Annotated in this window: 26 protein-coding genes, 1 pseudogene and 1 riboswitch; of the genes and pseudogenes, 3 read left to right on the top strand and 24 right to left on the bottom strand. The window is 41.6% G+C overall.

Annotated features, from left to right (window positions below):
• Positions 1-10 precede the first annotated feature (10 nt).
• The 3 genes from glnA to FTV88_RS09900 form a co-directional block, all read right to left on the bottom strand.
• Positions 11-1,339 (bottom strand): type I glutamate--ammonia ligase, encoded by a 1,329-nt coding sequence (gene glnA, locus FTV88_RS09910; protein ID WP_153725481.1) that lies wholly within the window; start codon positions 1,337-1,339, stop codon positions 11-13.
• Positions 1,340-1,540: 201 nt separating this feature from the next.
• A complete protein-coding gene (locus FTV88_RS09905; protein WP_153725480.1) occupies positions 1,541-2,125 on the bottom strand; it encodes an adaptor protein MecA in 585 nt (194 codons plus the stop codon).
• Positions 2,126-2,319: 194 nt separating this feature from the next.
• A complete protein-coding gene (locus FTV88_RS09900; RefSeq protein ID WP_162007987.1) occupies positions 2,320-3,276 on the bottom strand; it encodes an NAD(P)/FAD-dependent oxidoreductase in 957 nt (318 codons plus the stop codon).
• A 158-nt stretch (positions 3,277-3,434) separates the two neighbouring features.
• On the opposite strand from FTV88_RS09900, the gene FTV88_RS15895 reads away from it, so the two are divergent.
• The 3 genes from FTV88_RS15895 (at position 3,435) to FTV88_RS16165 (ending at position 4,961) form a co-directional block, all read left to right on the top strand.
• Positions 3,435-3,800 (top strand): hypothetical protein, encoded by a 366-nt coding sequence (locus FTV88_RS15895; protein WP_243137083.1) that lies wholly within the window; start codon positions 3,435-3,437, stop codon positions 3,798-3,800.
• 128 nt (positions 3,801-3,928) lie between these two features.
• Positions 3,929-4,831 carry a spore photoproduct lyase gene (gene splB / locus FTV88_RS09890; protein WP_243137082.1) on the top strand — a complete coding sequence of 301 codons (903 nt, stop codon included), beginning with the start codon at positions 3,929-3,931 and terminating at the stop codon, positions 4,829-4,831.
• A complete protein-coding gene (locus tag FTV88_RS16165) occupies positions 4,776-4,961 on the top strand; it encodes a spore photoproduct lyase family protein (protein WP_368277271.1) in 186 nt (61 codons plus the stop codon). The genes splB and FTV88_RS16165 overlap by 56 nt, the downstream gene beginning before the upstream one ends.
• Before the next feature lie 20 nt (positions 4,962-4,981).
• Here FTV88_RS16165 and FTV88_RS09885 read toward each other — a convergent pair whose 3' ends face one another.
• From FTV88_RS09885 to FTV88_RS09785, 21 genes and pseudogenes are all read right to left on the bottom strand, one after another.
• Positions 4,982-5,476: a YajQ family cyclic di-GMP-binding protein gene (locus tag FTV88_RS09885; RefSeq protein WP_153725478.1), complete on the bottom strand. Its 495-nt coding sequence runs from the start codon at positions 5,474-5,476 to the stop codon at positions 4,982-4,984.
• Between the two features lie 21 nt (positions 5,477-5,497).
• Positions 5,498-6,292 (bottom strand): helix-turn-helix domain-containing protein, encoded by a 795-nt coding sequence (locus FTV88_RS09880; RefSeq protein WP_153725477.1) that lies wholly within the window; start codon positions 6,290-6,292, stop codon positions 5,498-5,500.
• 228 nt (positions 6,293-6,520) lie between these two features.
• Positions 6,521-7,072 (bottom strand): hypothetical protein, encoded by a 552-nt coding sequence (locus tag FTV88_RS09875; protein ID WP_162007986.1) that lies wholly within the window; start codon positions 7,070-7,072, stop codon positions 6,521-6,523.
• Positions 7,073-7,104: 32 nt separating this feature from the next.
• Positions 7,105-9,561, bottom strand: coding sequence for an FtsK/SpoIIIE family DNA translocase (locus tag FTV88_RS09870; RefSeq protein ID WP_153725475.1), 2,457 nt, complete (start codon positions 9,559-9,561; stop codon positions 7,105-7,107).
• A 90-nt stretch (positions 9,562-9,651) separates the two neighbouring features.
• Positions 9,652-9,864 carry a YlzJ-like family protein gene (locus FTV88_RS09865; protein ID WP_153725474.1) on the bottom strand — a complete coding sequence of 71 codons (213 nt, stop codon included), beginning with the start codon at positions 9,862-9,864 and terminating at the stop codon, positions 9,652-9,654.
• Positions 9,861-10,589, bottom strand: coding sequence for a ClpP family protease (locus FTV88_RS09860; RefSeq protein WP_153725473.1), 729 nt, complete (start codon positions 10,587-10,589; stop codon positions 9,861-9,863). The genes FTV88_RS09865 and FTV88_RS09860 overlap by 4 nt, the downstream gene beginning before the upstream one ends.
• A gap of 60 nt (positions 10,590-10,649) precedes the next feature.
• Positions 10,650-12,310, bottom strand: a pseudogene (locus FTV88_RS09855) (ribonuclease J).
• Between the two features lie 268 nt (positions 12,311-12,578).
• Entirely contained in the window at positions 12,579-13,484 is a 906-nt protein-coding gene (dapA, locus tag FTV88_RS09850) for a 4-hydroxy-tetrahydrodipicolinate synthase (protein ID WP_153725472.1), read from the bottom strand.
• A 36-nt stretch (positions 13,485-13,520) separates the two neighbouring features.
• A complete protein-coding gene (gene dapG / locus FTV88_RS09845; RefSeq protein ID WP_153725471.1) occupies positions 13,521-14,732 on the bottom strand; it encodes an aspartate kinase in 1,212 nt (403 codons plus the stop codon).
• A 41-nt stretch (positions 14,733-14,773) separates the two neighbouring features.
• Positions 14,774-15,784 (bottom strand): aspartate-semialdehyde dehydrogenase, encoded by a 1,011-nt coding sequence (locus FTV88_RS09840; protein WP_153725470.1) that lies wholly within the window; start codon positions 15,782-15,784, stop codon positions 14,774-14,776.
• 42 nt (positions 15,785-15,826) lie between these two features.
• Positions 15,827-16,423 carry a dipicolinate synthase subunit B gene (locus tag FTV88_RS09835; RefSeq protein ID WP_153725469.1) on the bottom strand — a complete coding sequence of 199 codons (597 nt, stop codon included), beginning with the start codon at positions 16,421-16,423 and terminating at the stop codon, positions 15,827-15,829.
• 19 nt (positions 16,424-16,442) lie between these two features.
• Positions 16,443-17,336: a dipicolinate synthase subunit DpsA gene (gene dpsA, locus FTV88_RS09830; RefSeq protein WP_153725468.1), complete on the bottom strand. Its 894-nt coding sequence runs from the start codon at positions 17,334-17,336 to the stop codon at positions 16,443-16,445.
• A gap of 109 nt (positions 17,337-17,445) precedes the next feature.
• Positions 17,446-18,249 carry a 4-hydroxy-tetrahydrodipicolinate reductase gene (gene dapB / locus FTV88_RS09825; RefSeq protein ID WP_153725467.1) on the bottom strand — a complete coding sequence of 268 codons (804 nt, stop codon included), beginning with the start codon at positions 18,247-18,249 and terminating at the stop codon, positions 17,446-17,448.
• A 105-nt stretch (positions 18,250-18,354) separates the two neighbouring features.
• Positions 18,355-18,536: riboswitch (Lysine riboswitch) on the bottom strand.
• Positions 18,537-18,606: 70 nt separating this feature from the next.
• Positions 18,607-18,885, bottom strand: coding sequence for a YlmC/YmxH family sporulation protein (locus FTV88_RS09820; protein ID WP_438266895.1), 279 nt, complete (start codon positions 18,883-18,885; stop codon positions 18,607-18,609).
• A gap of 48 nt (positions 18,886-18,933) precedes the next feature.
• Positions 18,934-19,317: a dUTPase gene (locus FTV88_RS09815; protein WP_153726606.1), complete on the bottom strand. Its 384-nt coding sequence runs from the start codon at positions 19,315-19,317 to the stop codon at positions 18,934-18,936.
• 34 nt (positions 19,318-19,351) lie between these two features.
• On the bottom strand, positions 19,352-20,623 hold the full coding sequence (locus tag FTV88_RS09810; RefSeq protein WP_153725466.1) for a M16 family metallopeptidase: 1,272 nt from the start codon (positions 20,621-20,623) through the stop codon (positions 19,352-19,354).
• 84 nt (positions 20,624-20,707) lie between these two features.
• Complete coding sequence (locus tag FTV88_RS09805) at positions 20,708-21,517, bottom strand: D-alanyl-D-alanine carboxypeptidase family protein (RefSeq protein ID WP_162007985.1); 810 nt, start codon at positions 21,515-21,517, stop codon at positions 20,708-20,710.
• Positions 21,518-21,571: 54 nt separating this feature from the next.
• A complete protein-coding gene (locus FTV88_RS09800) occupies positions 21,572-22,357 on the bottom strand; it encodes a polysaccharide deacetylase family protein (protein WP_243137081.1) in 786 nt (261 codons plus the stop codon).
• Positions 22,358-22,478: 121 nt separating this feature from the next.
• Complete coding sequence (locus FTV88_RS09795) at positions 22,479-24,569, bottom strand: polyribonucleotide nucleotidyltransferase (RefSeq protein WP_243137506.1); 2,091 nt, start codon at positions 24,567-24,569, stop codon at positions 22,479-22,481.
• 137 nt (positions 24,570-24,706) lie between these two features.
• Positions 24,707-24,976 (bottom strand): 30S ribosomal protein S15, encoded by a 270-nt coding sequence (gene rpsO / locus FTV88_RS09790; RefSeq protein ID WP_153725463.1) that lies wholly within the window; start codon positions 24,974-24,976, stop codon positions 24,707-24,709.
• Between the two features lie 130 nt (positions 24,977-25,106).
• Positions 25,107-26,096, bottom strand: a complete 990-nt coding sequence (locus tag FTV88_RS09785) for a bifunctional riboflavin kinase/FAD synthetase (RefSeq protein ID WP_162007984.1) — start codon at positions 26,094-26,096, stop codon at positions 25,107-25,109.
• Position 26,097: the final 1 nt, after the last annotated feature.

Below are 26,097 nucleotides of genomic sequence, written 5' to 3'. Positions count from 1 at the left end.
AGTTATGATATTAATACTTGGTTAGATATTCTTCAACTTCCCATGGATGTACTGTGATGCGGAAGGAATCCCACTCATCACGCTTTGCTTCTACAAATCTTTCTGATACATGAGGTCCTAAAGCTGCTTTAATAACTTCGTTCTTTTCTAGCTCGTCAACAGCTTCGCAGAGGTTCGCAGGTAGGCTGGAAATGCCCAGTTCATTACGACGGCCTAAGCTCATGTGATAAATATTTTCATCTACCGATGGTGGTGGAGTAATTTTGTTTTTGATGCCGTCTAAGCCTGCTTTGAGGCAAACAGCTAAGGATAGGTAGGGGTTGCAAGATGGGTCGGGACTGCGCAGTTCTACCCTTGTAGAATTGCCTCTTTTCGCAGGGATGCGAATCAAAGGACTGCGGTTGCGGCAGGACCAAGCTACGTAGCAAGGCGCTTCGTAACCAGGAACAAGACGCTTATAGGAGTTAACAGTGGGATTGGTTACGGCAGCAAAAGAGCGTACATGCTTGAGTAATCCACCGATGTAATATTTTGCTGTTTCACTTAATTGATCCGGTGTAGAAGGATCGTAGAAGGCGTTCTCCCCATCTTTGAAGAGGGACATATTGGTATGCATGCCAGATCCGTTAATCCCGAAAATTGGCTTTGGCATAAACGTGGCGTGGAGGCCATGTCGCTGCGCAATGGTACGTACGACAAACTTGAAAGTAACAATTTTGTCTGCTACATCTAGAGCATCGGAATACTTAAAGTCAATCTCGTGTTGACCTGCTGCGACTTCATGGTGCGACGCTTCGATCTCAAAGCCCATACGCTCTAAAGTAAGAACCATATCACGACGTGCGTTTTCCCCGAGGTCTACAGGCGTTAAGTCGAAGTAGCCTGCTTTATCATGTGTTTTAGTAGTAGCTTTGCCTTCGCTATCTGTTAAGAAAAGGAAAAACTCTAGCTCTGGACCTACATTCATAGTGTATCCCATCTCAGACGCTTCTGCTAAAACGTTTTTAAGTACATTGCGAGGATCGCCAATAAAAGGATTCCCATCAGGTGTATAGACGTCACAAATAAGACGAGCTACAGCACCATCCTGAGGACGCCAGGGAAAAACGACAAATGTGTTGGGATCGGGACGAAGATACATGTCTGATTCTTCGATACGTACAAAACCATCAATTGATGAACCATCAAACATTAGCTCGCCATCAAGAGCTTTTTCCAATTGCTCTACAGGAATGGCTAGATTTTTTAGGACGCCAAAGATATCCGTAAACTGTAACCGAATAAACTTAACATCCATTTCACGCGATAAACGAAGAACATCTTCTTTGGTGAGACCCATTGTAAAAAACCCCCTTAAATAATATTTTTCAATAAAAAACACCTTCACATCCCTCTAAAAGGAGATTGTGAAGGCGTCTTTGCCTTAGTTATTGGTCACTGCAATGTGACCAGTTCTTTTTCCTGATGATATTATATATGACTCTAGCTTACCTTGACAAGGGGTAAAATTAAAATTTTGGTAATTTATTTTACTTCTTCATCATGCTTCAAATAGTTGGCTGATAAAGCGAGGTCCTTCTAGTGCTTCTAGTACCTTTCCATGTTCTTTTAAGAAACAAGCTTTCTTCCCGCTCTTCTCCCCATATTCGCTAAGCAAGGCCAGAAGCTGTGACGATGATTTTTCGGATTCGAACAAGAAATAGAAATGACCGTCCATGTGATAGATGGAACCTTCCTTTTGACCTATGTTTATAAGACGAGTACATAGCTCGTAAAGATCTTCAAAGTTATTAAAAGTATAGCAGAGTTCTCTATCATCGTCTACGTTAGAGGCTCTTTCTTCTATGTCTTGATTGGCTTGATATTCACTGTATTCACAGGGATGAAGAATGACAATAACACCTTCTGGTATTAAGCCGATGGCTTCTACAGTAAAGCTTGCTTGTCTCTGATTCTGAATTCTCAGGTCATTCTTATCAAGAAGTTGCTTAATGATAGATGAAAAAAACTTCTGGGCCCCTGGTGTGTTTTGCCAGAGATCTTTGATGTCGATTCCATAACTGGCAAGATCACCGGCTGAGACAAGGAGCTGCAATCGTTCCTGACTGATTTTCTCGATTTTCATATCTCCTCTTCCCCTTTCCCTGTCTCGTTCAAAGAATTTTGAGAATTGTTAGACAAATCTACGTCTTTTTATGTAGTTATCATTATAAGATATAATTCCTTGAATGAAAAGTCTTTTTTCCGAATATTTTATTTTTTTTTACATATGAAGTAATGAGGCTAAAAAAGCGAAACAGCGTAACTAAATACGCTGTTTCACGGAGTCGCTTTTCTTTCTGTTTGTAAGGAGCGATGAATGGCCAAGCCTGCTTTTATGCCTTCGCTAACTGCCAATACCAGCATCTGCGTACGATTGACAATATCACCAACGGCGTAAATATTCTCAATATTGGTTTCCATGAATTTACCAACTTCGATATGACCACTCTCGTTCATGGCAATATTTAGACTTTGGGCTAGTTCATTATTGACATGATGACCATAGGTAGATAAGGCCATTTCTGTAGCTCTGTTTTCACCGTTTTTGAATTCTATTGCTTCTAGTTTTCCTTTTACACCTTTTTGTCCTACAAATCGTTCGATTGGCTCCGTAATAACATCTATATTGTATTCTTCTAGAAGGCTTTTGTATTTATCTATACCTTCTAATTCTAGGCCGTTTGTAGCGATATAGATCTGATGCGTAAAGTCTAATAAAGCCAGTGCATTCGCAATGGTTTTTTCATTGTGGCCTAAGACAACAGATTTCTGTCCTGTAAATTCGTAACTGTTGCAATCTAAACAATAGAAGAGGGATCGTCCTGCAAAATCATATCGGTTTGCTATTTCTGGCTGAATATCTTGCATACCTGTCGCGAATACCAATCTCTTACTTTGGTATTCGGCACTACGAGTGGTAACAACAAATTCATCATTGCTCTTTTTTTCTACTTTGACGACCTGACTTTTAACAATTTCAGCACCGTACTTTTGAGCTTGTTCACGACCCAACCGTAAGATGTCTTTTCCAGAGACACCTTGAGGAAAACCAAGGTAATTATGGAATTTAGGGACCCAGGCTGCTCTTCCGTCACCACCATCAAAAACTAAAACAGAGTAGTTGTAGCGAGCCAGTTGAATGGATGTAGAAAGCCCTGCCGGTCCTGCTCCTATAATAATTGTATCAAAGCGCAAGCTGCTGTCACCAACCCCTTCTGAGATTTCTTGTGACATTATCTTGCCCTTTCTTAAAAACATTATTGATGTAAAAAAAATCCCCTAATCTGATGGATAAGCTCGTAAAAGCAGTGAAAGATTATGGATAGGTCTCTTCTATGCAGTTACGCTAAATTCGCTCCTGGAAGCAGATTTCCAGCAAAGGAGGGGGAAGGATGAGTCAAAGACCGTTGCCAGATAAGTTTGTTTCAGAAGATTTGGGATCTGCCACAAGAGTTGCTCTTGATGGTCGTTCTGAGCTAGAGGGATTCGTTACAAAAGAGGGTGTAAAACCCCGTGATCTAGGTGCCCCTGAAACAACACAATACTCAACTCGTGGTGCTCCTTGGGGCATACGTCCTAGTTTAGTCGATATGACCCATGAAGTGGGTATTGATTTCGACAAATTTATTGATGGTATTGCCAAAGATCGTAGTGATACCGAAATGGCTGAAGAGCTCGGTGTTAACGCAAAAACAATTGGTCATCTGAAAAACCACTTTTGGCGCTACGGCATCAATGATATTCAGGGTCAAGATTAGATAAATCCATTTTTTCCAAAGAGCTCTACTATTAAGAGCTCTTTCCTACTTTTAATCTCTATCTATGTAATTTATTTCAGAAAAAATATACACGAACCACGCTTCTTCTAGAAAGGAGCCCATTGAGATTGAAACTGTATATGCCCAGTCGAATTCTTTTTGAACAAGAAGCATTAGAGTATCCCATAGGCCAAAATATACAAGATTTCGCTCAGAAAAATAATATTCCCTACCGAATGATTCCGGCACACAACCGCGTAACAGGCTTACCCGGAGAAACGGCACAGCAAAAGTATAGCCAAGCAAAAAAAACTCTTGTTGTTGGTCTGAAAAAAGATCTGCGCTTCCAAAGTTGCCGACCCTCTGCCGATTATCAATTCCCTCTGATGACGAGTTGTCCTGGTCATTGTGAATACTGTTATTTGCAAACAACACTAGGGCAACGCCCTTATTTACGAGTCTATGTCAACATTGAAGAACTTCTGAAAGAAGCGGCCGCTTATACCCATAAGCAAAGTCCCTCAATCACAACTTTTGAAATAGCGAGTTCAGGAGATCCTCTTAGCATCGAGCATTTAACAGGTTCCTTAGCTAGGACCATCACATTTTTTGGGCAATTGCCCCAGGGGCGTTTGCGCTTTGTCACCAAGTTTACTTATGTTGATTCTTTATTGCCCCTAGAGCATAATGGCCACTGTCGGTTTCGTTTTTCGTTAAATAGCGATAAAGTCGTTCAGCAATTTGAGCATCGAACACCATCGGTTCAGGAAAGAATAGAAGCAGCCGTAAAAGTAGCCAAAGCTGGTTATCCTCTTGGTTTTATTATTGCACCTATTATGGTATACCCAGGTTGGTACGAGGACTATGGGCGAGTCATTGAAGAATTAGAAAAAGGCCTTGATAAAGTCAAGACCTTTTCTGTACCGCTTTCTTTTGAACTAATACAGCATCGCTTCACAAGTAAAGCAAAAAAAAGTGATACTAGAGAGATTTCCCCAGAGTCTCTTAGATCTCGAAGAAAAAAAGCGTAAATACAAATACGGCAAATACGGTAGAGGAAAGTATGTCTATACCGATGATGTTGCAGAAGAAATAGAAGAAAAACTAAAAGCTAAAATTCTCTCTATCTTTCCAGATGCTACGATTGAGTATTTTACCTGATCTATACTTTACCAGTATCTCTACGATCGAAAGTTAATAAATTGTAGCTCTATAGCCAAATCGGCACTTTTGAGTAAGGAAATTACATTTTGTAAGTCATCCCGTTTTTTGCCGCTTACACGCAATTGGTCGTCTTGTACTTGAACCTGAACTTTGATTTTACTATCTTTTATTAACTTGATAATTTCTTTTGCTTTTTCTTTAGAAATACCTTGTTGAAGATCCACTTGTTGCTTTACTGTATTACCGGCACTATCTTCGACTTTACCGTATTGTAAGGCCCGTAAAGATATGCCTCTCTTGACCATTTTACTTTCTACAATGTCAACTACGTTTTTGAGCTTAAATTCATCATCAGAGATTAAGATAATTTTATCTTTTTCTTTGGTGATTTTACTTTTACTTCCTTTAAAATCAAAACGCTGTTCCATTTCACGAACGGCTTGATTTATAGCATTTGTTACTTCTTGCTCATCTATTTGAGAAACGATATCAAAACTAGCGTCCTTTGCCAACCATCATCCGCCTCCTTGGTATCAAGAACGAACAAATTCTTTCTTCTCTACATCATTGAGTCGGCCCATTGGTCCGAGATTTTCACCATTATAGATAACCTCAACAGCACCAGCATTGCCAACGTGAAGTAGAACTTTTTCTTTTCCTTTGAAAGTCATTGTTTCACCAGCGTATAAAATCCCCTGATATTGAGGAACCCCGTCTTGTGTCACTGCGACCCAACTGCGATCTTGCCGGACATGAATTGTAATATTGACGCCTTCTTCTTGCACTACAGACGCCTCTTCTACAGGTACTTCTTCATCATTTGCATTCTGCACAATAGCAGCAGGTTCATCCTGCTGGCTTTCGTTTATCTGGTTATTTTGTTCCCCTGTAACAGAAGCACTTCTCTCTGTAGATATACCATTCATATCAGGTGAACTGGACAAATGGGTTGAAATGTAAAATAAACCAACCAGTGTTAGAACGGCCAGGCCGTAGCCTATCATTTGTACTCTTGATACGCTTCTTTTCTCTGCTTCTACCGTTTTTTCCGTTTCTTTGCTATGAGACTCTATTTCTACGGTCTCTGCAAGTTCAGTCGTGTTATTATGCTTAAACTCCTGGATCAAAGGTTCTGGATCAAGACCAAGATATTTACCATAAGACCGTAAAAAGCCAATTGTGTATACACGACCCGGAAGCTGATCATAATCTCCTTCTTCTAGACCTATCAAATATGGTTTTCGAATATTTGTATCTCTTTCTGCTTGCTCTAACGAGATCCCTTTGCGTTCTCTTGTTTCTTTCAAGATTGATCTCATCGCGCTCATGAAAGGATGCCCCCTTTCAATGATATGATAAAAATTAAAGTAATTTCATTAGTTCCCAAGCGCATATCAAGTCTTTCCGAATCTATTGTTCCCTATCTCAATTTTAGCATAGTTAATTTTGGAATTGTCTGGCTATGCTTTTTTCGCCTTACTTCGACATTAATTGAAGTATATCATTATTTTGAAGGCTCTGTCAAAAGCTGAGAGTTACTTAATTAAATCTATGGATTAGCTACTAATAATCCTTTCAATCTGCTCTTCAATATCTATTGCAGGCTCTTCTCTATCAGAGAAAGAGTCTTCATCTACAGTCTCTGCGAGATGGCTACTAGGTTCCTCTTCAATCTCTATTTCTATAAGAGGTGGCGGCAATATTTCATAAAACTTAACAAAAGAACTTTCTACATAGGCTTCCTCATAGGCTTTTACCACTTCCTCATAGGCAGGGTCAATAATGAATACATAAGAAGCTCCATTTTGCCCAAAATAGTGGATGGTATCTTCTTTTTCTAAAAAGTCCGATGGTTCAATAATGGTAACTTGCATGCCTTGCCTATGACCAATCCTTTGTAGGGCTTCTCGAACAACAGAGTTAAACTGGCCATAGGGTGAATCTTCTGGGGCAATGACTGCACCCAGTAGATTGGGTAAGGTGCTTACCATCGGTGATTCTGGCTCTATCTGCTCAAATGCTTCCCTATCTTTACAGCCCATTAGAAGTATTGATAAAAGGATAGATAATACCAAAAACTTTATTAGAATGAATCGCAACTTTTTCATCTTTTCCCCCTTTCTTACCCAGTGAGCCTAGCCTAGGTAACCTTGTTCTGTGAAATGCCATATCGTGATTCAAATTGTGCTTTGCTAATTAATATTTCTCGTGGTTTGCTTCCTTCATAACCACCTACAATCCCCTGTTGTTCCATCATATCGATTAAACGAGCTGCTCTCGCGTAGCCTATTCGCAACCTCCGTTGCAGCATCGATATGGATGCTTGTCCATTTTCTAATAGAACTTGCACTGCTTGCAGAAAAAGTTCATCTTCTTCTTCTACTATCGACTCTTGCTGTTCTTGTACTTTTATGATACCTTCCTGATACTCAGGAAGGCCCTGTTTTTTTAAGTATTCTACCAGATCTTCCACTTCTTTGTCTGATACATAACATCCTTGTACTCGCATTGGCTTGTTCGCACCGACAGGGCTAAAAAGCATATCACCACGCCCTAAAAGCTTTTCCGCTCCAGCCTGATCCAAGATTGTTCGCGAGTCTGTCTGAGAAGAAACTGCAAAAGCAATTCTAGATGGAATGTTGGCTTTAATAATTCCTGTTATGACGTCAACAGAAGGTCTTTGCGTAGCTACAACCAAGTGAATCCCTGCTGCTCTTGCCATCTGTGCCAATCGACAAATGGCATCTTCTACGTCAACAGCCGCTACCATCATCAAGTCTGCAAGTTCATCAATCAATACAACGATATAGGGCAAAGCGGGTTGCGTAGAATCAGGATTTTCTAAAGCTTTCATCTGGTTGTATCGAGAAATTTCTTTTACACCCGTACTGGCAAAAAGTTCATAACGGTTTTCCATCTCATTGACGATCCACTTAAGCGTGCTTGCTGCTTTTTTGGCATCTGTCACAACTGGGGCAATAAGATGAGGAATTCCATTATATTGTGTAAGTTCTACCATCTTGGGATCGACCATCAGAAACTTAACTTCTGTTGGCTTTGCTTTGAAAAGAATGCTACAGATTAAGCTGTTCATACAGACGCTCTTGCCAGCTCCTGTAGCGCCGGCAATGAGCAAGTGCGGCATTCGATTCAATTCTGATACGATGGGAGTGCCCGCAATATCTTTGCCGAGAGCTATGGTTAGCTTCGAAGAAGATTGTTGATATTCTCCACCTTCCAATACTTCTCGAAATGTTACTGGACTAATCTCTTTGTTAGGTACTTCAATACCGACAGCTGCTTTACCAGGAATAGGAGCTTCGATTCGGACCGATCCAGAAGCCATTGAAAGGGCAATATCATCGGCTAAATTCATAATTTTTGATACTTTTATACCCGGTGCCGGTTGAATCTCATAACGAGTAATTGAAGGGCCTCGACTAACTTGTGTAACTTTAACTCGCACTCCAAAGTTCTCCAGTGTTTCTTCTAAGACGCGCACCTTTTCTGTAATATCCTGGTTCAGGCGAGAACTTTTTAAGCGCAATGCTCGGTTTAACAATGTTAAGGGTGGCAATTGGTATGCAGGCGCTGCTTCAATCCTGTCTTCTCTCTCTACAGAAAGGACATCCACTGTACGTAGAGTCTCTTCTTGTCTTTTTTCTTGCTTTTCTTCTATCTTATCTTGCAGTAGATCACTTTCATCAGGAAGTCCTAAAGCTAACTGTTCCGTTTCTCTATGATCGAAAAGAGGCAACGGCTCACGCCACGAAGTATCTTCTGAAGAGTAAGCTTCTACATCTGTGTTCTTTGGTTCGTTTCTCCCTGTTATGCTACTCGTTAAGCCTGTAGCTTCTTCACGCCAAGCTTTTTCTTGATCCCTATGATCAATAATAATCAAGCTTTTTTCAGGTTCGTGCTCTTCTTTTTTTTCTTGTTCCTCTATTGTTTTTCGACGGCTTTTCTTCTTACTTCTATTTCTCGGTAACTTTTCTTCTTCCTCTACGACGGTAAATAGAAATTTGCTTAAAGATCCTTTAGAATTACGAAAGCTCTTATTAATTCTAAGGAGCATCTTTTTAATAATCCGAACGAGGGAGAGATCAAATGCTAGAAGAATCGATGCAAGAATCAATGTTGTTAAGACTACATATGTTCCTAAGGTTCCAAAAAGCGTCTTAAGTATGATTACGACAGAGGCTCCAATAATTCCTCCGCCTTGTCCTTGCAAAGCGGCCTGCCAATCTGATAATCCTCCGGAAATTTGAAGGTGTAAAAAGGTCAATAACATTACATAAGCAATGCTAAAAGCAATCGTTCTTTTATTAATAATATTAGCTCTCGCCCTCTCAAGCATCACTTTGACACCTGCGTAGGCGAGAAAAAGAGGAATTAGTATTTTTCCATTTCCTGCTACGACGCTTAGCATAGCTACAATAAATTGACCAACAGCCCCTGAGCCGGCAGAGGGTACAAATAGAGGGTCTGTTGATACGGTAAATAAGCTTATAATTGAAAAAACTGCAAATGCTAGGATAAGTAGCCCTACTATCTCGTACTTTAGGTCTTCTTTTAGTTGTTGAAACACATTACCCATGCCATCACCTTACTACTGTTACAAAAGGTATACCGGAACAAAGGAAAGCCATCCCACCTGGGCTGGCTCTCTACTTTGTTTACCCCTCATTTAGTCAGGAAGCACCTTTCTTCCTGGTTGAAAGTCGGGATTTAAAAAATCTTGCGGATCAGTACTAATAATTCGAGCTAGTTCATAATGACCATCTTCCTGTTTGTACCCCATCACAGATCTTCCTTGATAAATGATGTTGGACATCTTAGGAAGATCTGGTTCTAAGCCCTGTAAGACCATTTCTGCTGGTAAAGGCGTGTAGATGATCACTGAATCATCCCTCCGCTCTTTTTCCGCTCTTCAATTAACTGGTCTAGTATTTTGACTGCTTCTGAGATTCCGCCTACAGAGTCAATCAGTCCATATTCTACAGCTTCTCTTCCTACAACAACTGTTCCAATATCCCTTGTTAACTCGCCGGTTCGAAACATGAGTTCTTTGAATTTCTCCGATGTTACCGAGGAATTAGAGGTTACGAAAGCTACGACTCGATCTTGCATCTTTTCTAAGTATTCAAAAGTTGCAGGTACACCGATTACCAAACCTGTTAATCGAATGGGATGAATGGTCATCGTAGCCGTTGAAGCAATCATAGCGTGGTCGGCCGATACAGCAATCGGCACACCAATGGAGTGTCCACCGCCTAAGACAAGAGATACGGTTGGTTTAGAAAGGCTTACAATCATTTCTGCGATGGCAAGTCCTGCCTCCACATCACCACCAACGGTATTTAAGATGATGAGCACACCTTCAATATCTTTGTTCTGCTCAATGGCGACAAGTTGCGGAATAATATGCTCATATTTTGTTGTCTTGTTTTGTGGTGGTAAAATCATGTGTCCTTCGACTTGACCAACAATTGTGATGCAATGAATATTGCTTTTTGCTTCTGGTACAGATGTTTCGCCTAGTTCCTTGATTGGCTCTATGGCTTTCGATTTTTGACCCTTTTCATCTTGGTTCGGAGTCTGTGTTTCAAAATTTTGTTCGACCATAATCCTTGAAAGTCCTCCTTCAGAGACACTTTTTTATAGTCTCTACTCTTTTGGAAGGACTTATACTTCCATTATAATCGGCAGAATCATTGGTCTACGACGCGTTTTTTCGTATAGAAACTTTGACAGCACATCCCGCACATTTGTTTTTATTGCTGCCCACTCTGTTGCTTTTCCTTCTCCTGTTTTTTCAAGGGCTTGCTTTACTTTTCCTTTTGCTTCTTCCATAAGTTCTTCCGCTTCTCTAACATAGACAAAACCTCTAGAAACCATATCTGGACCTGCAACAACTTGTCCTGTCTCTTTGCTAATTGTCAATACAACAATGAGAATACCATCTTGTGACAGTTGGCGCCGATCTCGTAAAACAATATTACCTACATCGCCCACACCGAGACCATCAACAAGGATTCGACCGGCTGTTACTTTGGCAACTCGCGTTGCTTTTTGCTGGGAAATCTCTAAGACTTGTCCGTTTTCTAAAACAAAAATATTTCTTCTGGTACGGCCACTTCTCTAGCTAGTTTGGCATGCAAGACAAGCATACGATATTCACCTTGAATAGGAATAAAATACTTTGGCTTGATCAAGTTCAACATCATCTTTAATTCTTCTTGACTGGCATGCCCTGAGATATGAACGGAAGCTGATTCATGATAAACATCTGCGCCCAGTCGGGCCAAAGCATCAATGGTGCGACCAATTAATTTTTGGTTACCCGCATGGGGGCTCGAAGAGATAATGACGGTATCTCCTCTTTGATAACTTGATAGTCGACCATCACCAAGAGTCCCACGCGTTAATGCTGATAAAGGTTCTCCTTGATGGCCTGTTGTCAATAAAACAATTTGTTCATTGGGCCATTGATGCCATTGATCGGGATCAACCAAAAGGCCTGCTGGTACGTCCAGATATCCCTGCTGCTGAGCGACTTCAAGCACACTTCTCATGGACTTACTGACGATAGCTATTTTTCGCTTATACATAGCAGCCACCCAGAAAGATTGCTGAATGCGATAAAGGCTGGTCGCGAAAGTCGTAATTATAATTCGACCTTTGGAAAGTCGAAATATTTCTTCTAATTTACCGTATACAGCTCTTTCTGATGGTGTAAAGCCCCTTCTTTCCGCACCGGTTGAATCGGATAGTAAGGCGAGGACACCTTTTTCGCCCAGTTGTGCAAGGCGATAGTAGTCCGATAATTGTCCATCAACAGGTGTCTGATCAAACTTAAAGTCACCTGTATAGAAAACCGTTCCTGCTGCCGTATGAATCGCAACAGCAGTAGAATCAGGAATGCTGTGACAAAGTCGAATCAGTTCTACGCGAAAAGAACCAATCTTTGCGATTTCACGAGGTTTTAACGTATGAAATGTAGCATTGCTTTGAATGGCTTGTTCCTTTAGTTTATTTTGGGCCAATGCTATGGTCAAGGGCGTTCCAAATACTGGCAGGGGTAATTCTTTTAAGATATAGGGTAAAGCACCAATGTGATCTTCATGACCATGGGTTAAGACGATTCCTTTAATAAAATTCTTGTTTTCCACCAGGTAGGTTATATCGGGTATAACAGCATCAATACCCAACATTTCATCTTCTGGGAACATAAGACCACAATCTATGATAAGTAAATCTTGATTTACTTTGATTACCGTCATATTTTTTCCGACTTCACCGAGACCACCTAAAGGTATAATGCTAACCTTATCATGTATTACCATAACACCCCTCCTTCTTCATAAAAAATATACCAGACGCCGTAACCATAACAAACACCCTCCCAACCAGGGAAGGGTGCTTTGACCTTCTAGTCAAGTTTTTTGTATCTGGCCCCGCCGCCTCTTGTAGTTCTAAATAAACACAGTCAGGCTACCCCGAACAAACCGCTCTGTTTTATTATACAAGCTCTTTCTTCGAGATACAAGTTCAGGAAATTGAAAAAGCCTCTCCCTAAATTCAGGAGAGGCTTTTTCCAATATTTCTTAATAATTAGCTGCATTTACAGTTGCAGTTACACTCTAAAAGGCCATGCTTTTTCAATAATTTTTTCAAAAATTCTATTTCTTCTGGTGATGCGTCGATCAGGGGCAAGCGTAGTCCACCAACAGGCTGACCGATAAGCTTTAGAGCCGCTTTCACAGCAATGGGATTCGTTGCAACAAAGAGACCTTTAAAAAGACCAAATAATTGGCGATGAATGGCTGCCGCTTCCTCGTTTTTGCCAGCTATAAAAGATTGGATCATTCTCTGGATCTCTTGACCTACAAGATGTCCAGAGACGCTGACGACACCGTAACTACCGAGAGCCATCATAGGTAAAGTTAGTCCGTCATCACCGGAGTAAATTCGAAAATCCCTTGGTACCTTTTGAATAAGTTCGCTAACTTGGTCCATAGAGCCTGCTGCTTCTTTCGTCGCCACGATGTTATCAATTTGGGCCAAAGAAGCCACCGTATCTGGTTGAATATTCGAACCTGTGCGACTTGGAATATTGTAAAGCATTATCGGCAAGGACGTTGCTTTCGCAATGGCACTAAAATGTTGATAGTATCCTTGCTGACTTGGTTTGTTGTAGTAGGGACCTACGAGCAATAAACCACTGACACCAACTGCTTCTGCTTCTTTAGAAAGAGCAATGGTAGAAGATGTATCGTTAGAACCAGTTCCAGCAATGATCGGTACTTGATCACCAACAGCATCTACAACCGCTGCGAAAAGTTTGATTTTTTCTTCTTTGGTGAGTGTCGGTGATTCACCCGTCGTTCCTGCAATTACTAGACCATCAGAACCTGTGGAGACTAAATATTGGGCCAATTCTTTGGCTCGATTATAATCTACTTCTAAACGCTCATTAAATGGCGTTACCATTGCTGTTACCAGTCTACCAAAATTCATATGTCTCTTCGCTCCTTCTAAAATTGAATTTTCTAACTAATCAAGACAAAATTGTTGATGAAGCGCATTGGCTGCTTTTACTAGATTTTTTTCTTCTATAAGACACCAGATAGTTGTGTACGAGTCGGCTGATTGAAGGATCGTGATTCCGTTTTTTGTCAAGGCTTCTACAACGCGAGCCATGACACCGGGAACACCCATCATGTTCATACCGACGACAGCTACTTTCGCACAGTGAGATATTACATCGGGTTCGAGATTTTTGCTTCTCATTATTTCCATTACTTTCGGTGCTACGGCATCATCAACGGTGAAAATGATAATTCGAGGGCTTACGTTAATAAAATCGACACTAATGCCCGCTTCTGCCAATGCTTTGAATACAGTAAGTTCAATTTCTGATGGATTTAAAGCCTGGGCAATGTCAAGCTTAAACTGTGTTATTTGTGATCGATGCGCAATCCCTGTGATAAGACGTTGCGGGGGAAAGTTACCCTCATCATCTTTATCACAAATCAAAGTGCCTGCAGCCGATGAGCTGGTACTGCGAACACGCAAAGTCAAATGACGCTGCATAGCTAGATCAACCGCTCTTGGGTGAATAATTTTGGCGCCTTCTTGGGCGAGTTGGCAGACTTCTTGGTAAGAAAGGCGGTTGAGAAATCTGGCTCGTTGCACAAGCCTTGGATCGGCTGTCATCACACCAGCTACATCCGTAAAAATATCGACAAGCTCTGCTTTCATAGCGGCTCCGATGGCTACAGCGGTTGTATCACTACCACCTCGACCTAACGTCGTGATTTCTTTCTGTTCATTAGAACCTTGAAAGCCTGCAACAATGACAACTTTTCCTTCTTTGAGCTCACCGAAAATTCTTTGTGGTTTTACACTAAGAATGCGTGCTTCTCCATAATGATCTGTTGTTAGGATTCCGGCTTGCCAGCCTGTCAAAAAAAGAGCATCTATACCGCTTCTGCGCAATTGTGCTGTCATAACGACGCCGGAGATGATTTCTCCACAGGCCATGAGTAAGTCTTTTTCTCTTGTTGGCAAGTCGGGATCCATGGATTGAGTTAAGGAAAGAAGGGTATCGGTGGCATAGGGCTCGCCAAAGCGCCCCATCGCTGAAACAACAACAACGACATGATAGCCTTTTTTGCGAGCCTCTAGAATACGTTCAATCGCTTGTTGTCGTATCTCTTCCGTTGCAACAGAGGTACCACCAAACTTCTGGACAACAATTTTCAAATAGCCTCACTCCTTATGAGTGCTGGCCATGGCAGGAAGAGTTAGATTTTATTCCGTTGAATCAGTGTCTCTGCAATTTGAATGGCATTCGTTGCTGCACCTTTACGGATTTGGTCTGATACGACCCAGATGTTCAATCCTTTTTCGGTCGATAGGTCTTCACGAATCCGTCCAATAAATACTTCATCTTTATCAGATGTATATAAAGGCATGGGATACTCTTTTTGCATAGTGTCATCTAAAACGACAACACCGGGTGCCGAAGCAAAGAGTGCCCGTGCTTCCTCAGCTGTTATCTTTTTTTCTAACTCAATGTTGATAGATTCAGAATGGCTTCTATAGACAGGTACTCTTACTGTAGTCGCTGTTATGGCCATGTTCGGTTCATGCATAATTTTTCGTGTCTCTTTGATCATCTTCCATTCCTCTTTGGTGTAATCACCTTCTTGGAAAACATCAATATGAGGAATTAAATTAAAGGCAATGGGGTGGGCAAAAACGGATGGATCTACCTTTTCACCGCGAAGTACTTGCCCTATCTGTTCTGTTAGTTCTTCTATGCCTTCTTTGCCAGCGCCTGAGACGGCCTGGTAGGTCGATACAACAACACGACGGATGGTAGCTGCATCATGCAAGGGCTTTAGTGCAACAGCCATAATGATGGTAGAACAATTGGGATTGGCAATGATGCCTTGATGCCAGTCAACATCTTCAGGGTTTACTTCTGGTACAACAAGAGGTACGTCATCTCTTAAGCGAAAAGCTGATGAATTATCGATTACAACGGCACCTGCATCAATGGCGGCTTGTGCATAAGTTGTCGATGCAGAACCACCGGCAAAAAGTGCTATATCCATTCCCGCAAAGGCATTTTCATCAGTGAGTCCAATGGTGTATTCTTGACCTTGGTATTCCATTTTTTTACCAGCTGAGCGAGGACTGGCCAACAATCGCAATTCACCAATAGGAAAATTTCTCTCTGCTAACACTTTTAGTAATTCTTGCCCAACTGCACCAGTGGCTCCTACAATCGCTACGTTGTATTTTTTCACCTAACATGGCCTCCTTGGTTTTGCTTGATTGAATTGGATTTTTTAGGAACTTGCTTTGTTAATTAATAGTGGCTGTATTTGGCGATTCTCTAGAGCAGCCACTATCGTATCAGGAATTAATTCCATTTTGGCAACAATAGAGTTGGCTTTGCCGTGGGGACTGTCTTGACCAAAGGGAACCATAAAAATATTCTTTGCATTCATGACGATACCAAGATTTTTTAAGTTTCCTGAAAGACCGTCATTCGTCGATATGGCCAATACAACAGGTTTTAAGTTGCGCAATTGTGCCTTTGCAGCCATAAGAACGGTTGTATCGGTAATGCTATTGGCCATCTTTGCTATGGTGTTACCTGTGCAAGGAGCAACAACTATAACATCGAGCTTTTTTTGTGGGCCAATGGGCTCCGCTTCGCTGATTGAAGTAATAACTTTGTGACCCGTTATTTCTTCAAAGTCTTTTTTCCAGTTCGCTGCTTTGCCAAATCTAGTATCTGTTGTGAGTACACTTTCAGAAAAAATCGGAATGACTTCTGCACCTTCTTTTTCAATCAGTGCTCTAACGATAGGAATGACTTCTGCAATGGTGCAGTGTGACCCTGTTACGGCAAAGCCAATTTGTTTGCCTTGTAGACGCATACTGTACACCTCCGAAGGGCTACCTATCGGTGCCAAGTAGATGCTTCCGGATCAGACCAGGGTATACTCTTGCTACGAGCATACCAGCCGTCTTTGCTGCAACCTTACCCGGAAGTCCTGGTGCTAGTTCTGCTTTAACACCTTTTTGTCGGGCAGCCTCAAAGTCAGTACCGCCTGGTGCAGTGGCCAGATCAATAATCATTCCTTCGGGATTCATCGCCTCTATTTTCTCTTGATCTAAAACCATGAATGGAACAGTGTTGTAAATAAAATCACCTTGTGCAAGTGCTTCCGTCAGCCTTTCCAGTGGTAAAGGTTGTGCCCCCATTTCCCAGACTCGTGCTCTAGCCACAGGATCTCTAGCTACGACCGTTACTTTTGACCCGAGTCCCATGAGCATACGGGTCAGTGTTACAGCCAATCTTCCAAATCCTATGATGACAGAATGACTGCCATGGATTGTTATTGGCAATCCTTCCATGGCCATTTGTATGGCCCCTTCTGCAGAAGGCACGGAGTTAAGAATTGCAAATTCATCCATTTCAGCAACTTCAATGATTGGTGCTCCTCTTTTTTCTGCCATTTGTCGCAGTTTGGGTCGAGCTACGCCAACAAAAATGGGTGCACCTGTCGGTAGTGTTTGAAGCTCCTCATCATTAAGATAGAGTTTTTTATCATAAAGGGGTGCGTATACTTTTCCTTGTGGATCAATGCCTGGCATTGGCAAAAGAAGAGCTGCTGCATTGGTAAGAGCGTGGGATAGATGGTTTTTAATAGATATTTGTTCGCAGTCATCGACAGGTAATCCAATAACATTGATTTTAGCGCCCAGTTCAATGAGGCGCTGTATTAGAATCTGGTCTCTTTTGTCACCCCCGACAACAGCCAATGAAATTCCCTGTAGGTCTGACATGATGCCTCTGACCTCCTCACAGCGGTGCAATAAAAACTCATCACATACTATGAGGAAAGTTCATAAGAGGTGAACAGGTTTTAGCTTTGTCGTTACATTTGTTCTATTCTTAAAAGATCAACTTATCTAATCCATAAACAAGACCTTCAGTTTTTCGTATGCGATGCACAGCTGCCAGAACACCGGGCATAAAAGATTCTCTTGTGATGGAGTCATGGCGAATCGTCAATGTCTGACCGAGACCACCAAAAAGAACTTCTTGGTGTGCCACTAGACCTGGAAGGCGGATGCTATGAATACGCATGCCTTCGTATTCACCGCCCCTTGAACCTACGATAATTTCTTCTTCATCAGGGTGACCCTGCTTAATTTTTTGTCGTTCTTCTTGGATTGCTTCTGCTGTTTTGATTGCTGTACCAGATGGTGCATCTAGCTTCTGATCATGATGATATTCCATAATTTCTACATGAGGGAAGAAACGAGAAGCTTCGCATGCAAAGCGCATCATAAGGAGAGCGCCAATTGCAAAGTTTGGCGCAATCAAGCAACTCGTTTCATAGCGTGCTGTCCATTCTTTAATCTCTTGCAAATCTTTTTCACTCAAGCCTGTAGTTCCTACAACAGGCGAGACTTTATGTTGTAAAGCAATGTGAATGTTTTCCATCACTGATTGAGGCACTGTAAAGTCTACCATAACCTCAGGCTTTGTCGCTTCAAGAGTGGTAGCTAGATCTCCTGTTAATAAAATGCCGCAAGGAGGCAGCCCTGCTATAACAGCAGCATCTTCTTCTGTACCGGCAGGATCCACGGTGCCGACAAGCTGTAAGGCTGGATCAGATAGGACAGCTCTTACAACTTCCTTTCCCATCCTTCCGCGAGCGCCATTGACTAAGACTCGAATTTTCTTGGACATAATTATCTTCACCTCTAAAAAAGAATGCAAAAAAGCGACCGCAAGGAGTTCAGCGGTCGCCCCCATTATCAAAGAAGATGGGTACTAATTTCCACCGACCCGTACGTAAAAAGCAGCTCTCCACCAAAAAAGCACTGGTGGCAGTGCTAGGCATCTTCTGCCCAGCCCCAGCCTGAAAATAAACGGTTCTCTTCAGACTTCGGCGGCTGTCCCTTTTCTACAAGTTCATCGTTTTCCGTCAAAACTCACTTGCAGTACTCATGATCAACCGCGCCTCTAACTCTCCACTGGGATGAGGTACAAAAAATATAACTTTGTTGACTTTGATACTACCATGTTATATTGTCAGCGTCAACGCTAAAAGGGAAATCTTCTGGTGTAATTAGGATATGTATCGTCAAGTTCCACAATAACCACTTCTGCTCCAATTTTCACAATGGAATCCCACGGTATAAGCAGATGTTGTCGATCTGTCCAGAATCCTACAAGGCTATTGCGGGCTGGTAAAATAATTGCATCAATTTCACCTGTTACTTCGTCAATGACCAAATCAGAGTCCCCGACTGTCCCAAGTCTAGCGCCTGAAGTAATATTGACAATCTCTTTGCCGACTAGATCACTTAGACGCATATTCATCTCTCCCTCTCGTCCCTTATAGTAATACTATACAAGGAAGAGCACTGTTTAGAACGAATAGCCTTCTTTCTTCGATAAACCAGCTTGACGATCAAAGTTTTCTTGATTCTTTTTCTTATATCTTTCGTATAATTCCTCTGGGGTAAAACCTGCTTTTAGACACATGCTTACAAAAAAATGCATTATATCAACCAGTTCTTCCTTAATTGCATCCTCATCAATAGGTTTTGCATTTTTCCACCACTTAAAGTTCACTTCATCAAGGAGCTCTGATAGTTCTGAGATCATAGCTAGGGTCTCTTTTTGTAGCCATTCTTCTCGGGTGATTTGTTCTAGCCCTCGCTTCTGAATAACCTCAGCATCGAATGCGGCTTGTAAAGCAAAGATATGAGCCAATCGATCAGCAGTTATGACTTCTTCATCTCGTTCCATTATATCGCTCCAGTTCAAATTTGTTCCAGTGCCTCTATAGTCCTTTTTCTTCTTTGATTTTTTCTATATCAATTTCTGGCTTTTGAGAACCTACAATGGCCAGCGCTATCTGATCTTTTTTCCATAGACTTTGTGCTAATTGTAACACATCGTCTTTGGTGACTTGATAAATCTTCTCAATAACTTCTTCTGGTGTTACATAGCGGTTATAAAGAATTTCTGAACGTCCCAATCGCGTCATTCTAGAATTAACACTTTCTAAGCCGAGGTACATATTGCCTTTAATCTGATCTTGTACTCTCTTCAGTTCTTGATCGGTAATCCCTTCCGTTTTCATTCGAACCATTTCCTGGAATGAAATCTCTAAGACTTCTTGCAGGTACTTCGGACTCGTTCCAGCATAGATACTAAAGATACCGGCGTCCGAAAAAGATGAATGATAGGAAAAAACGGAATAGGCAAGACCACGATTTTCCCGAATTTCTTGGAATAGACGAGATGAAGCGCCCCCACCAAGAACGTTATTCAAAACATGGAGGGCATAAATATTTTTATCATTGTGTGATAGTCCAGGCGCTCCGATGCAAAGTTGAACTTGTTCCACATCTTTTTGTTCAAAGGCTATTGTTGTTTCTGTTGTTGGTACTTTACGAGTATGATCGATATTCGAACTGATTGAATCCATTGTCTCAAAGTAGCCTTTGACTTTTTGAATGACTTGCTCCGGATCGATGCAGCCAGCCACTGATATAACAACTCGATCGGTTCTATATTCCTGGGTAAAGTGATCGACAATCATAGAGCGGTTCAGATTTTCTATGGATGAATAGGTACCTAGGATCGGTTTGCCCAGCGAATTGGTAGGCCACATGGTTTGTGATAATAGCTCATGAACGACTTCATCAGGCGAATCTTCATACATTTTGATTTCTTCTAGGACGACTCGTCGTTCTCGCTCGATATCTTCTTCATCAAAGCGTGAATTAAAAAACATATCTGTCAAAACATCAAGAGCTAGATCAAAATGTTCATCAAGGACCTTGGCATGGTAACAAGTATATTCTTTGGAAGTGAAGGCGTTTAACTGCCCACCTACAGCCTCAAGAACTTCTGCTAGTTCTTTGGCACTTCTTTTTTCTGTACCTTTAAACAATAGGTGTTCTAGAAAATGAGAAACGCCAGCAACAGCAGGCTCTTCATCTCGAGAGCCTGTGGCAACCCATAGACCAATCGACACTGAACGGACATGCGGAATCGCTTCTGCAACGACGCGAACTCCATTGGGAAATATTTCTTTGCAAACCATTCGTTTGTGGCCTCCTTGATAATTGGGATGACTCTTATAAAGGGAATTTATAAATGGTAATTTGTTCTCTTCTCGTCTCCAAAACTATTTTCCTGCTTCTAAGGCAAAACCGTATTCAAATAAACGCATGGTGTCGCCAACTCGATCGTCCGAGTGTAGGACCACAGCGATTAAATGTCGATCTTCTTTGGTTGCCGAGGCAACAAGACAAGCTCCTGCCGCTCGAGTCGTCCCTGTCTTAATGCCATCAGCATAAGGATAGTTCCAAAGCAAGCGATTGGTACTTCGAATCTCTCGAGGCCATCCTTCTCGATGATCTAAGTGACCATACTTTTGTTTTACTGTAGCTGCAAAAGAAGGATTCTGTATGGCATAGTAAGCGATTACAGCCAAGTCATAGGCGCTTGAGTGATGTTTTTTGTGGGGAAGACCATGCGGATTATAAAACTGACTAGAGCGAGCACCTAGCAATCGTGCTTTCGTAGTCATCCATAGCGTAAAAAATTCTTCACTGCCTGCTAGATGTTCTGCTATGGCCACACAAGCATCATTTCCGGAACGAATGAGAGCACCTGTAAGCAAATCTCCAAGGGTAACTTTTTCTCCAGGAAATAGATGAATCGATGCTTCTCCTGTTGTTCCTGCTCTTTGACTTACTATCGTTTCTTCTTCTGGATCTCCCATTTCATAGCCCAAAATTGCTGTTACAATTTTCGTAGTTGAGGCAGGTGGTCGTGGTTCCATTGAAGCTCGTTCGTAAAGAATCTCGCCTGTATCAGCATCTATTAAAATCACTGCATCGGCCGTTACTGAAGGTAAAGCCTCGCTACTGGAAGGAAAAGAGTATAGGAATAAAAAGAGAAATAGTAGAACTTTTTTTTGTATACTTGTCATAATTAAGCCCCCTGCTATAGTGTGCAGGCTTATTATGACTCTATAAAGCATTTTTTATGGTACTTTTTCAATCTCTTTTCCTTGTTCTTTGGCAGGTTCCATGGTTAGTTCTGTCATTGTAACAGCTTTCCACGATTTTTCCTTGCTATATTTTAGAAGTTCTGGCAGGGCCTCTGTCGTTGATTTAGTAGGATGCATTAATATGATCGCGCCTGGCTCAATTCCTTTCAGCACTCTTTGCATCCAAGCTTGTGGTGTAGGATTCATCCAATCCGCTGAATCAACGGTCCATAAAACAGTACCATAACCTTCTTGACGGGCTATTTCTACAACCTGGGCATTGCATTCTCCATAGGGAGGGGCAAACCACCGGGGTGCTTGCCCTGTTGCTTTGACCAACACTTGATGAGTTCGTTGTATTTCTCGACGATTGGCTTCACCTGATATCTGAGTAGGATGGGGATGTGAATAGCCATGGTTGCCGATCTCGTGACCTTCTTGTGCCACTTTTTTTACGATATCTGGTAGCTTTTCCGCAAAACGTCCTGTAAAAAAGAATGTTGCTTTGACCTGATGTTGTTGAAGGATTTCCAGTATGGGTGGAATATATTCTTCTCCCCAATCAACATTAATAGCCAGTGCAATTTTATCACTGGCCGGTCCTTGGTATAACACACCCGGTATTTCTCGGCCTGATCCAATCGTTGATATCGGTTCTTCTATGTCTTTGCTTCCTGATAAGTTCCCTATGTTCGTAAGCAAGAAAAATACCATTACAACAGTGACAGCTACAAGAAAAGTGTTAATCGCCTTTCTCTTAGAAATAAAAAAAATTTTCATAGTCCTTCTACCCCTTTCGATCACCTCTATCTGGTGACCTGATAAAAACTTTATGCTCTAAGGGGTAAAAAAATAATAAACCGAGCCTGTAGATCTCGGTTTATCGGTCTTTGCTTTTATCTTATCCAAGTTGAGGTTCGCCAGTTGGTACTTTCGGTTTGAGAAGTTCTTTTCTTGATAGGTTAACACGGCCTTGCTTATCGATTTCAATGACTTTTACTGTGATTTCGTCACCAATCTTGACAACATCTTCTACTTTTCCAACGCGCTCATTGGCCAGTTGACTAATATGAACAAGTCCTTCTTTACCAGGTAAAAGCTCTACAAAAGCGCCAAAAGTCATGATGCGGGTAACTTTTCCTGTATAAATCTGACCAACTTCAACTTCTGCTACGAGATCTTGAATAATGCGCAATGCTTTTTGAGCACTTTCTTCGTCGGTAGAAGCAATAAAAATGCGTCCATCGTCTTCAATATCAATCTTTACGCCTGTGTCAGCAATGATCTTATTGATTGTTTTTCCACCAGGACCAATGACTTCGCGAATCTTGTCAGCGTCAATGGCAAAAGCAATGATGCGAGGTGCATAAGGAGACATTGTTTCGGAAGGTTTCGCTATTACTTCCGTCATTTTATCAAGAATGTGCAATCGACCTTTATAAGCTTGTGCCAGTGCTTCTGTTAAAATCTCTCGATTAACACCTTGAATCTTAATGTCCATTTGTAAGGCTGTAACACCTTTTGTTGTTCCCGCTACTTTAAAATCCATGTCACCCAAAGCATCTTCCATGCCCTGAATATCTGATAAGATAGCATAATCATTGCTATCTTTGATCAGTCCCATGGCTATCCCTGCGACAGGAGCTTTAATGGGTACACCAGCATTCATCATAGAAAGAGTGGAACCACAGACGCTGGCCATCGAAGAAGAACCATTGGATTCTAGAACTTCTGAAACCAATCGAATGGTATAGGGAAACTCATCTTCTGAAGGCAAAACAGGAACAAGCGCTCTTTCAGCCAAAGCGCCATGACCAATCTCACGACGACCAGGGCCTCTCATCGGTCGAGCTTCACCAACACTAAAAGCTGGGAAATTGTAGTGATGGAGATAGCGTTTCGATTCTTCTAGACCTAGTCCATCTAAGATCTGAGAGTCGCCTATCGTGCCAAGGGTACAAACGTTCAAGACTTGCGTTTGTCCTCTTGTAAATAAGCCGCTACCGTGTGTTCTAGGTAAGATGCCAACCTCTACAGTGATAGGACGAATCTCATCGGGCTTGCGGCCATCTGGACGCATCTTATCTACTGTAATCATGGCACGAACCGTTTCTTTTACAATTGTGTAAAGTACTTCTTGAATATCTTTTTCTTGTTCAGGGTATTGTTGAATCAGTGCTGCCATTGTTTCATCTTTGACTGCTTGTATATCTTCTTCTCGAGAAAGCTTGTCAGAATTACGAATGGCCTGCGCCAGTTTACTGCCTACGAAGCTACGGACAGCACTATCGATATCTTCAGCAACTTTCTGCAGTGTAACTTCTCTTTTATCTTTGCCTACTTCTTTAACCATCTTTTCTTGGAATTCGACAATTCGTTGAATTTCCTGATGCCCATACATAATCGCTTCCAGCATAATCTCTTCAGGTACTTCATGAGATGCTGCTTCTACCATCATAACAGCGTCTTTCGTTCCAGCTACGACCAAGTGAATATCACTTTTCTCCGTTGCTTCTACCCCTGGGTTAATTACAAATTCCCCATCCACTCTACCTACAGTGACACCACCAATCGGTCCTTCAAAAGGAATGTCAGAGAGGGACAGAGCGCAAGAAGCACCAATCATGGCCACGATATCAGGTTGACATTCTTGGTCCACAGACATTACAGTAGCAACCACTTGTACATCATTTCGATATCCTTTTGGGAATAAAGGTCGAATCGGCCTATCAATGAGGCGTGAAGATAAAATGGCTTTTTCTGTAGGTCGCCCTTCTCGTTTGATAAAACCACCAGGAATTTTGCCTACAGCATAAAGCCTTTCTTCATAGTCAACCGTTAAAGGAAAGAAATCAATGCCTGGTCTTGGTTCTTTTGAAGCTGTTGCTGTTACTAGAACAACCGTATCACCGTATGTGGCCAGTACAGATCCGTTGGCTTGTTTGGCAACACGACCTGTTTCTATGGTTAATGTGCGCCCAGCCAATTCCATTGTAAAGATTTGCAAATTGAAAGACCTCCTTTCCAAAACACTTATTATTTCGACGCGTAGTTTAGTATTTCCTTCCATAAGCTAAAAAACACATGGTAAAGGAAAAAAGAACGGGTAGACCCGTTCTTTTCTGACATTTATTGACGCAAACCGAGTTCTCCAATAATCTTACGGTAGCGATCAATATCTTTGTTCTTGAGATAACGCAACATACTACGTCGTTGACCTACCATTTTAAGCAATCCACGACGAGAATGATGATCTTTCTTGTGCGTTCTTAAGTGGTTCGTCAAGTAGTTAATCCGATCTGTGAGGATGGCGATCTGTACTTCTGGGGAGCCAGTATCACGATCATGTTGCTTGTGCTTTGCAATCAACTCTTGCTTACGAGTGCCTTCTAATACCATCCTATTCACCTCCTCTTTACTATTCTCCATAAGCCAAGCCTACCGTCGGAGGATGTCGGTAGCCGAGCCAATGGTCTGGGAATCCTGTAACATTGTAGCATAGCCTATAAGGCAAGTAAAGTTTCTTATTCTATTCTAGAAAAGTTATTTTGACGTCCCTGATTTTTTCTAAAATGCTATGTTGGCTTTGCCTTTGTAAATATTGCCTTGTGTAAGCTTTGTCTTTTTCCATTTGTTCAACAAGTTGGCTCACTTGTTCAAAAGCAATTTCGGGACGTATTAAATGGAGCAAGTGGACAATGACTGTCTGGCCATAGACATGACCAGAAAAATCTAAAATATGTGCTTCCACACTTTCTAGATAGTTTCCAAAGGTAGGTTTCACACCAATGTTTACAAGTGTTGCAAATTTCGTATCAAAACCAGGCAAAGTGGAAAAAGCAATATAAACGCCTCGTCGAGGCAATAGCTGATTCCTATCAATCTGAAGATTCATCGTTGGAAAGCCGAGTTTCCTTCCTCGCTTTTCGCCTGAAATCACTTTTCCTGCAATAAAAGGACGATACCCTAACAGTCGTGATGCTTTTTCGAGATCACCTTCTGCTAGTGCATTCCGAATCCTCGTCGAACTGACCGGTTCTCCGTCGATCATAACAGCATCAATAATTTCTACATCAAAGCCCTTTTCTTTGCCTAGTTTTTCTAGCAATTCTGAAGTTCCTACTCCTTGGCGACCAAAAGAATAGTTAAATCCAACCATCACCTTTTGACTGCGCAGATCATTTTGTAAAATCTGATCAACAAATTCATCTGGAGATAGTTGTGCCAATTGCTCGTTAAAAGACAATAAGAGCAGGGCATCAACACCTAATTGACGCATTAATTCTATTTTCACTGGGGTCGGTGTAAGCAATTTCGGTGGATTCTGTGATCTTATGACATGCAATGGATGAGGATCAAAAGTTGCGACAATCGCTGTACCTTGTCGTTGTCGACTACTTTCAACCAGTTTTTCAATGATGTGGCAATGGCCTTGATGAACGCCATCAAAGTTGCCAAGAGCTACATGTACATCTTTGTAGTTATGAACGAAAGATCCCTTGTAGATGATGGTCTTCATG

Origin of the sequence: Heliorestis convoluta, assembly GCF_009649955.1 — a bacterium.
GTDB classification, from domain to species: Bacteria; Bacillota; Desulfitobacteriia; order Heliobacteriales; family Heliobacteriaceae; genus Heliorestis; species Heliorestis convoluta.
The sequence above is the reverse complement of the archived record's forward strand: the minus strand, read 5'-3'. Positions and strand labels throughout refer to the sequence as shown.

Coding starts and splice junctions, on each gene's coding strand:
- FTV88_RS09805 (WP_162007985.1), bottom strand. CDS start 21,517: ATGACAAGTATACAAAAAAAAGTTCTACTATTTCTCTTTTTATTCCTA.
- dpsA (WP_153725468.1), bottom strand. CDS start 17,336: ATGTCAGACCTACAGGGAATTTCATTGGCTGTTGTCGGGGGTGACAAA.
- FTV88_RS09820 (WP_438266895.1), bottom strand. CDS start 18,885: ATGAATATGCGTCTAAGTGATCTAGTCGGCAAAGAGATTGTCAATATT.
- FTV88_RS09900 (WP_162007987.1), bottom strand. CDS start 3,276: ATGTCACAAGAAATCTCAGAAGGGGTTGGTGACAGCAGCTTGCGCTTT.
- dapA (WP_153725472.1), bottom strand. CDS start 13,484: ATGAATTTTGGTAGACTGGTAACAGCAATGGTAACGCCATTTAATGAG.
- FTV88_RS09810 (WP_153725466.1), bottom strand. CDS start 20,623: ATGGTTTGCAAAGAAATATTTCCCAATGGAGTTCGCGTCGTTGCAGAA.
- FTV88_RS09860 (WP_153725473.1), bottom strand. CDS start 10,589: ATGGTCGAACAAAATTTTGAAACACAGACTCCGAACCAAGATGAAAAG.
- FTV88_RS09880 (WP_153725477.1), bottom strand. CDS start 6,292: ATGAGCGCGATGAGATCAATCTTGAAAGAAACAAGAGAACGCAAAGGG.
- dapB (WP_153725467.1), bottom strand. CDS start 18,249: ATGTCCAAGAAAATTCGAGTCTTAGTCAATGGCGCTCGCGGAAGGATG.
- FTV88_RS09815 (WP_153726606.1), bottom strand. CDS start 19,317: ATGGAACGAGATGAAGAAGTCATAACTGCTGATCGATTGGCTCATATC.
- FTV88_RS15895 (WP_243137083.1), top strand. CDS start 3,435: ATGAGTCAAAGACCGTTGCCAGATAAGTTTGTTTCAGAAGATTTGGGA.
- FTV88_RS09795 (WP_243137506.1), bottom strand. CDS start 24,569: ATGGAATTGGCTGGGCGCACATTAACCATAGAAACAGGTCGTGTTGCC.
- rpsO (WP_153725463.1), bottom strand. CDS start 24,976: ATGGTATTAGAAGGCACTCGTAAGCAAGAGTTGATTGCAAAGCACAAG.
- FTV88_RS09905 (WP_153725480.1), bottom strand. CDS start 2,125: ATGAAAATCGAGAAAATCAGTCAGGAACGATTGCAGCTCCTTGTCTCA.
- glnA (WP_153725481.1), bottom strand. CDS start 1,339: ATGGGTCTCACCAAAGAAGATGTTCTTCGTTTATCGCGTGAAATGGAT.
- FTV88_RS09875 (WP_162007986.1), bottom strand. CDS start 7,072: ATGAAAAAGTTGCGATTCATTCTAATAAAGTTTTTGGTATTATCTATC.
- FTV88_RS09870 (WP_153725475.1), bottom strand. CDS start 9,561: ATGGGTAATGTGTTTCAACAACTAAAAGAAGACCTAAAGTACGAGATA.
- FTV88_RS09785 (WP_162007984.1), bottom strand. CDS start 26,096: ATGAAGACCATCATCTACAAGGGATCTTTCGTTCATAACTACAAAGAT.
- FTV88_RS09835 (WP_153725469.1), bottom strand. CDS start 16,423: ATGCGTCTACAAGGCAAACAAATTGGCTTTGCCGTAACAGGGTCACAC.
- FTV88_RS09800 (WP_243137081.1), bottom strand. CDS start 22,357: ATGAAAATTTTTTTTATTTCTAAGAGAAAGGCGATTAACACTTTTCTT.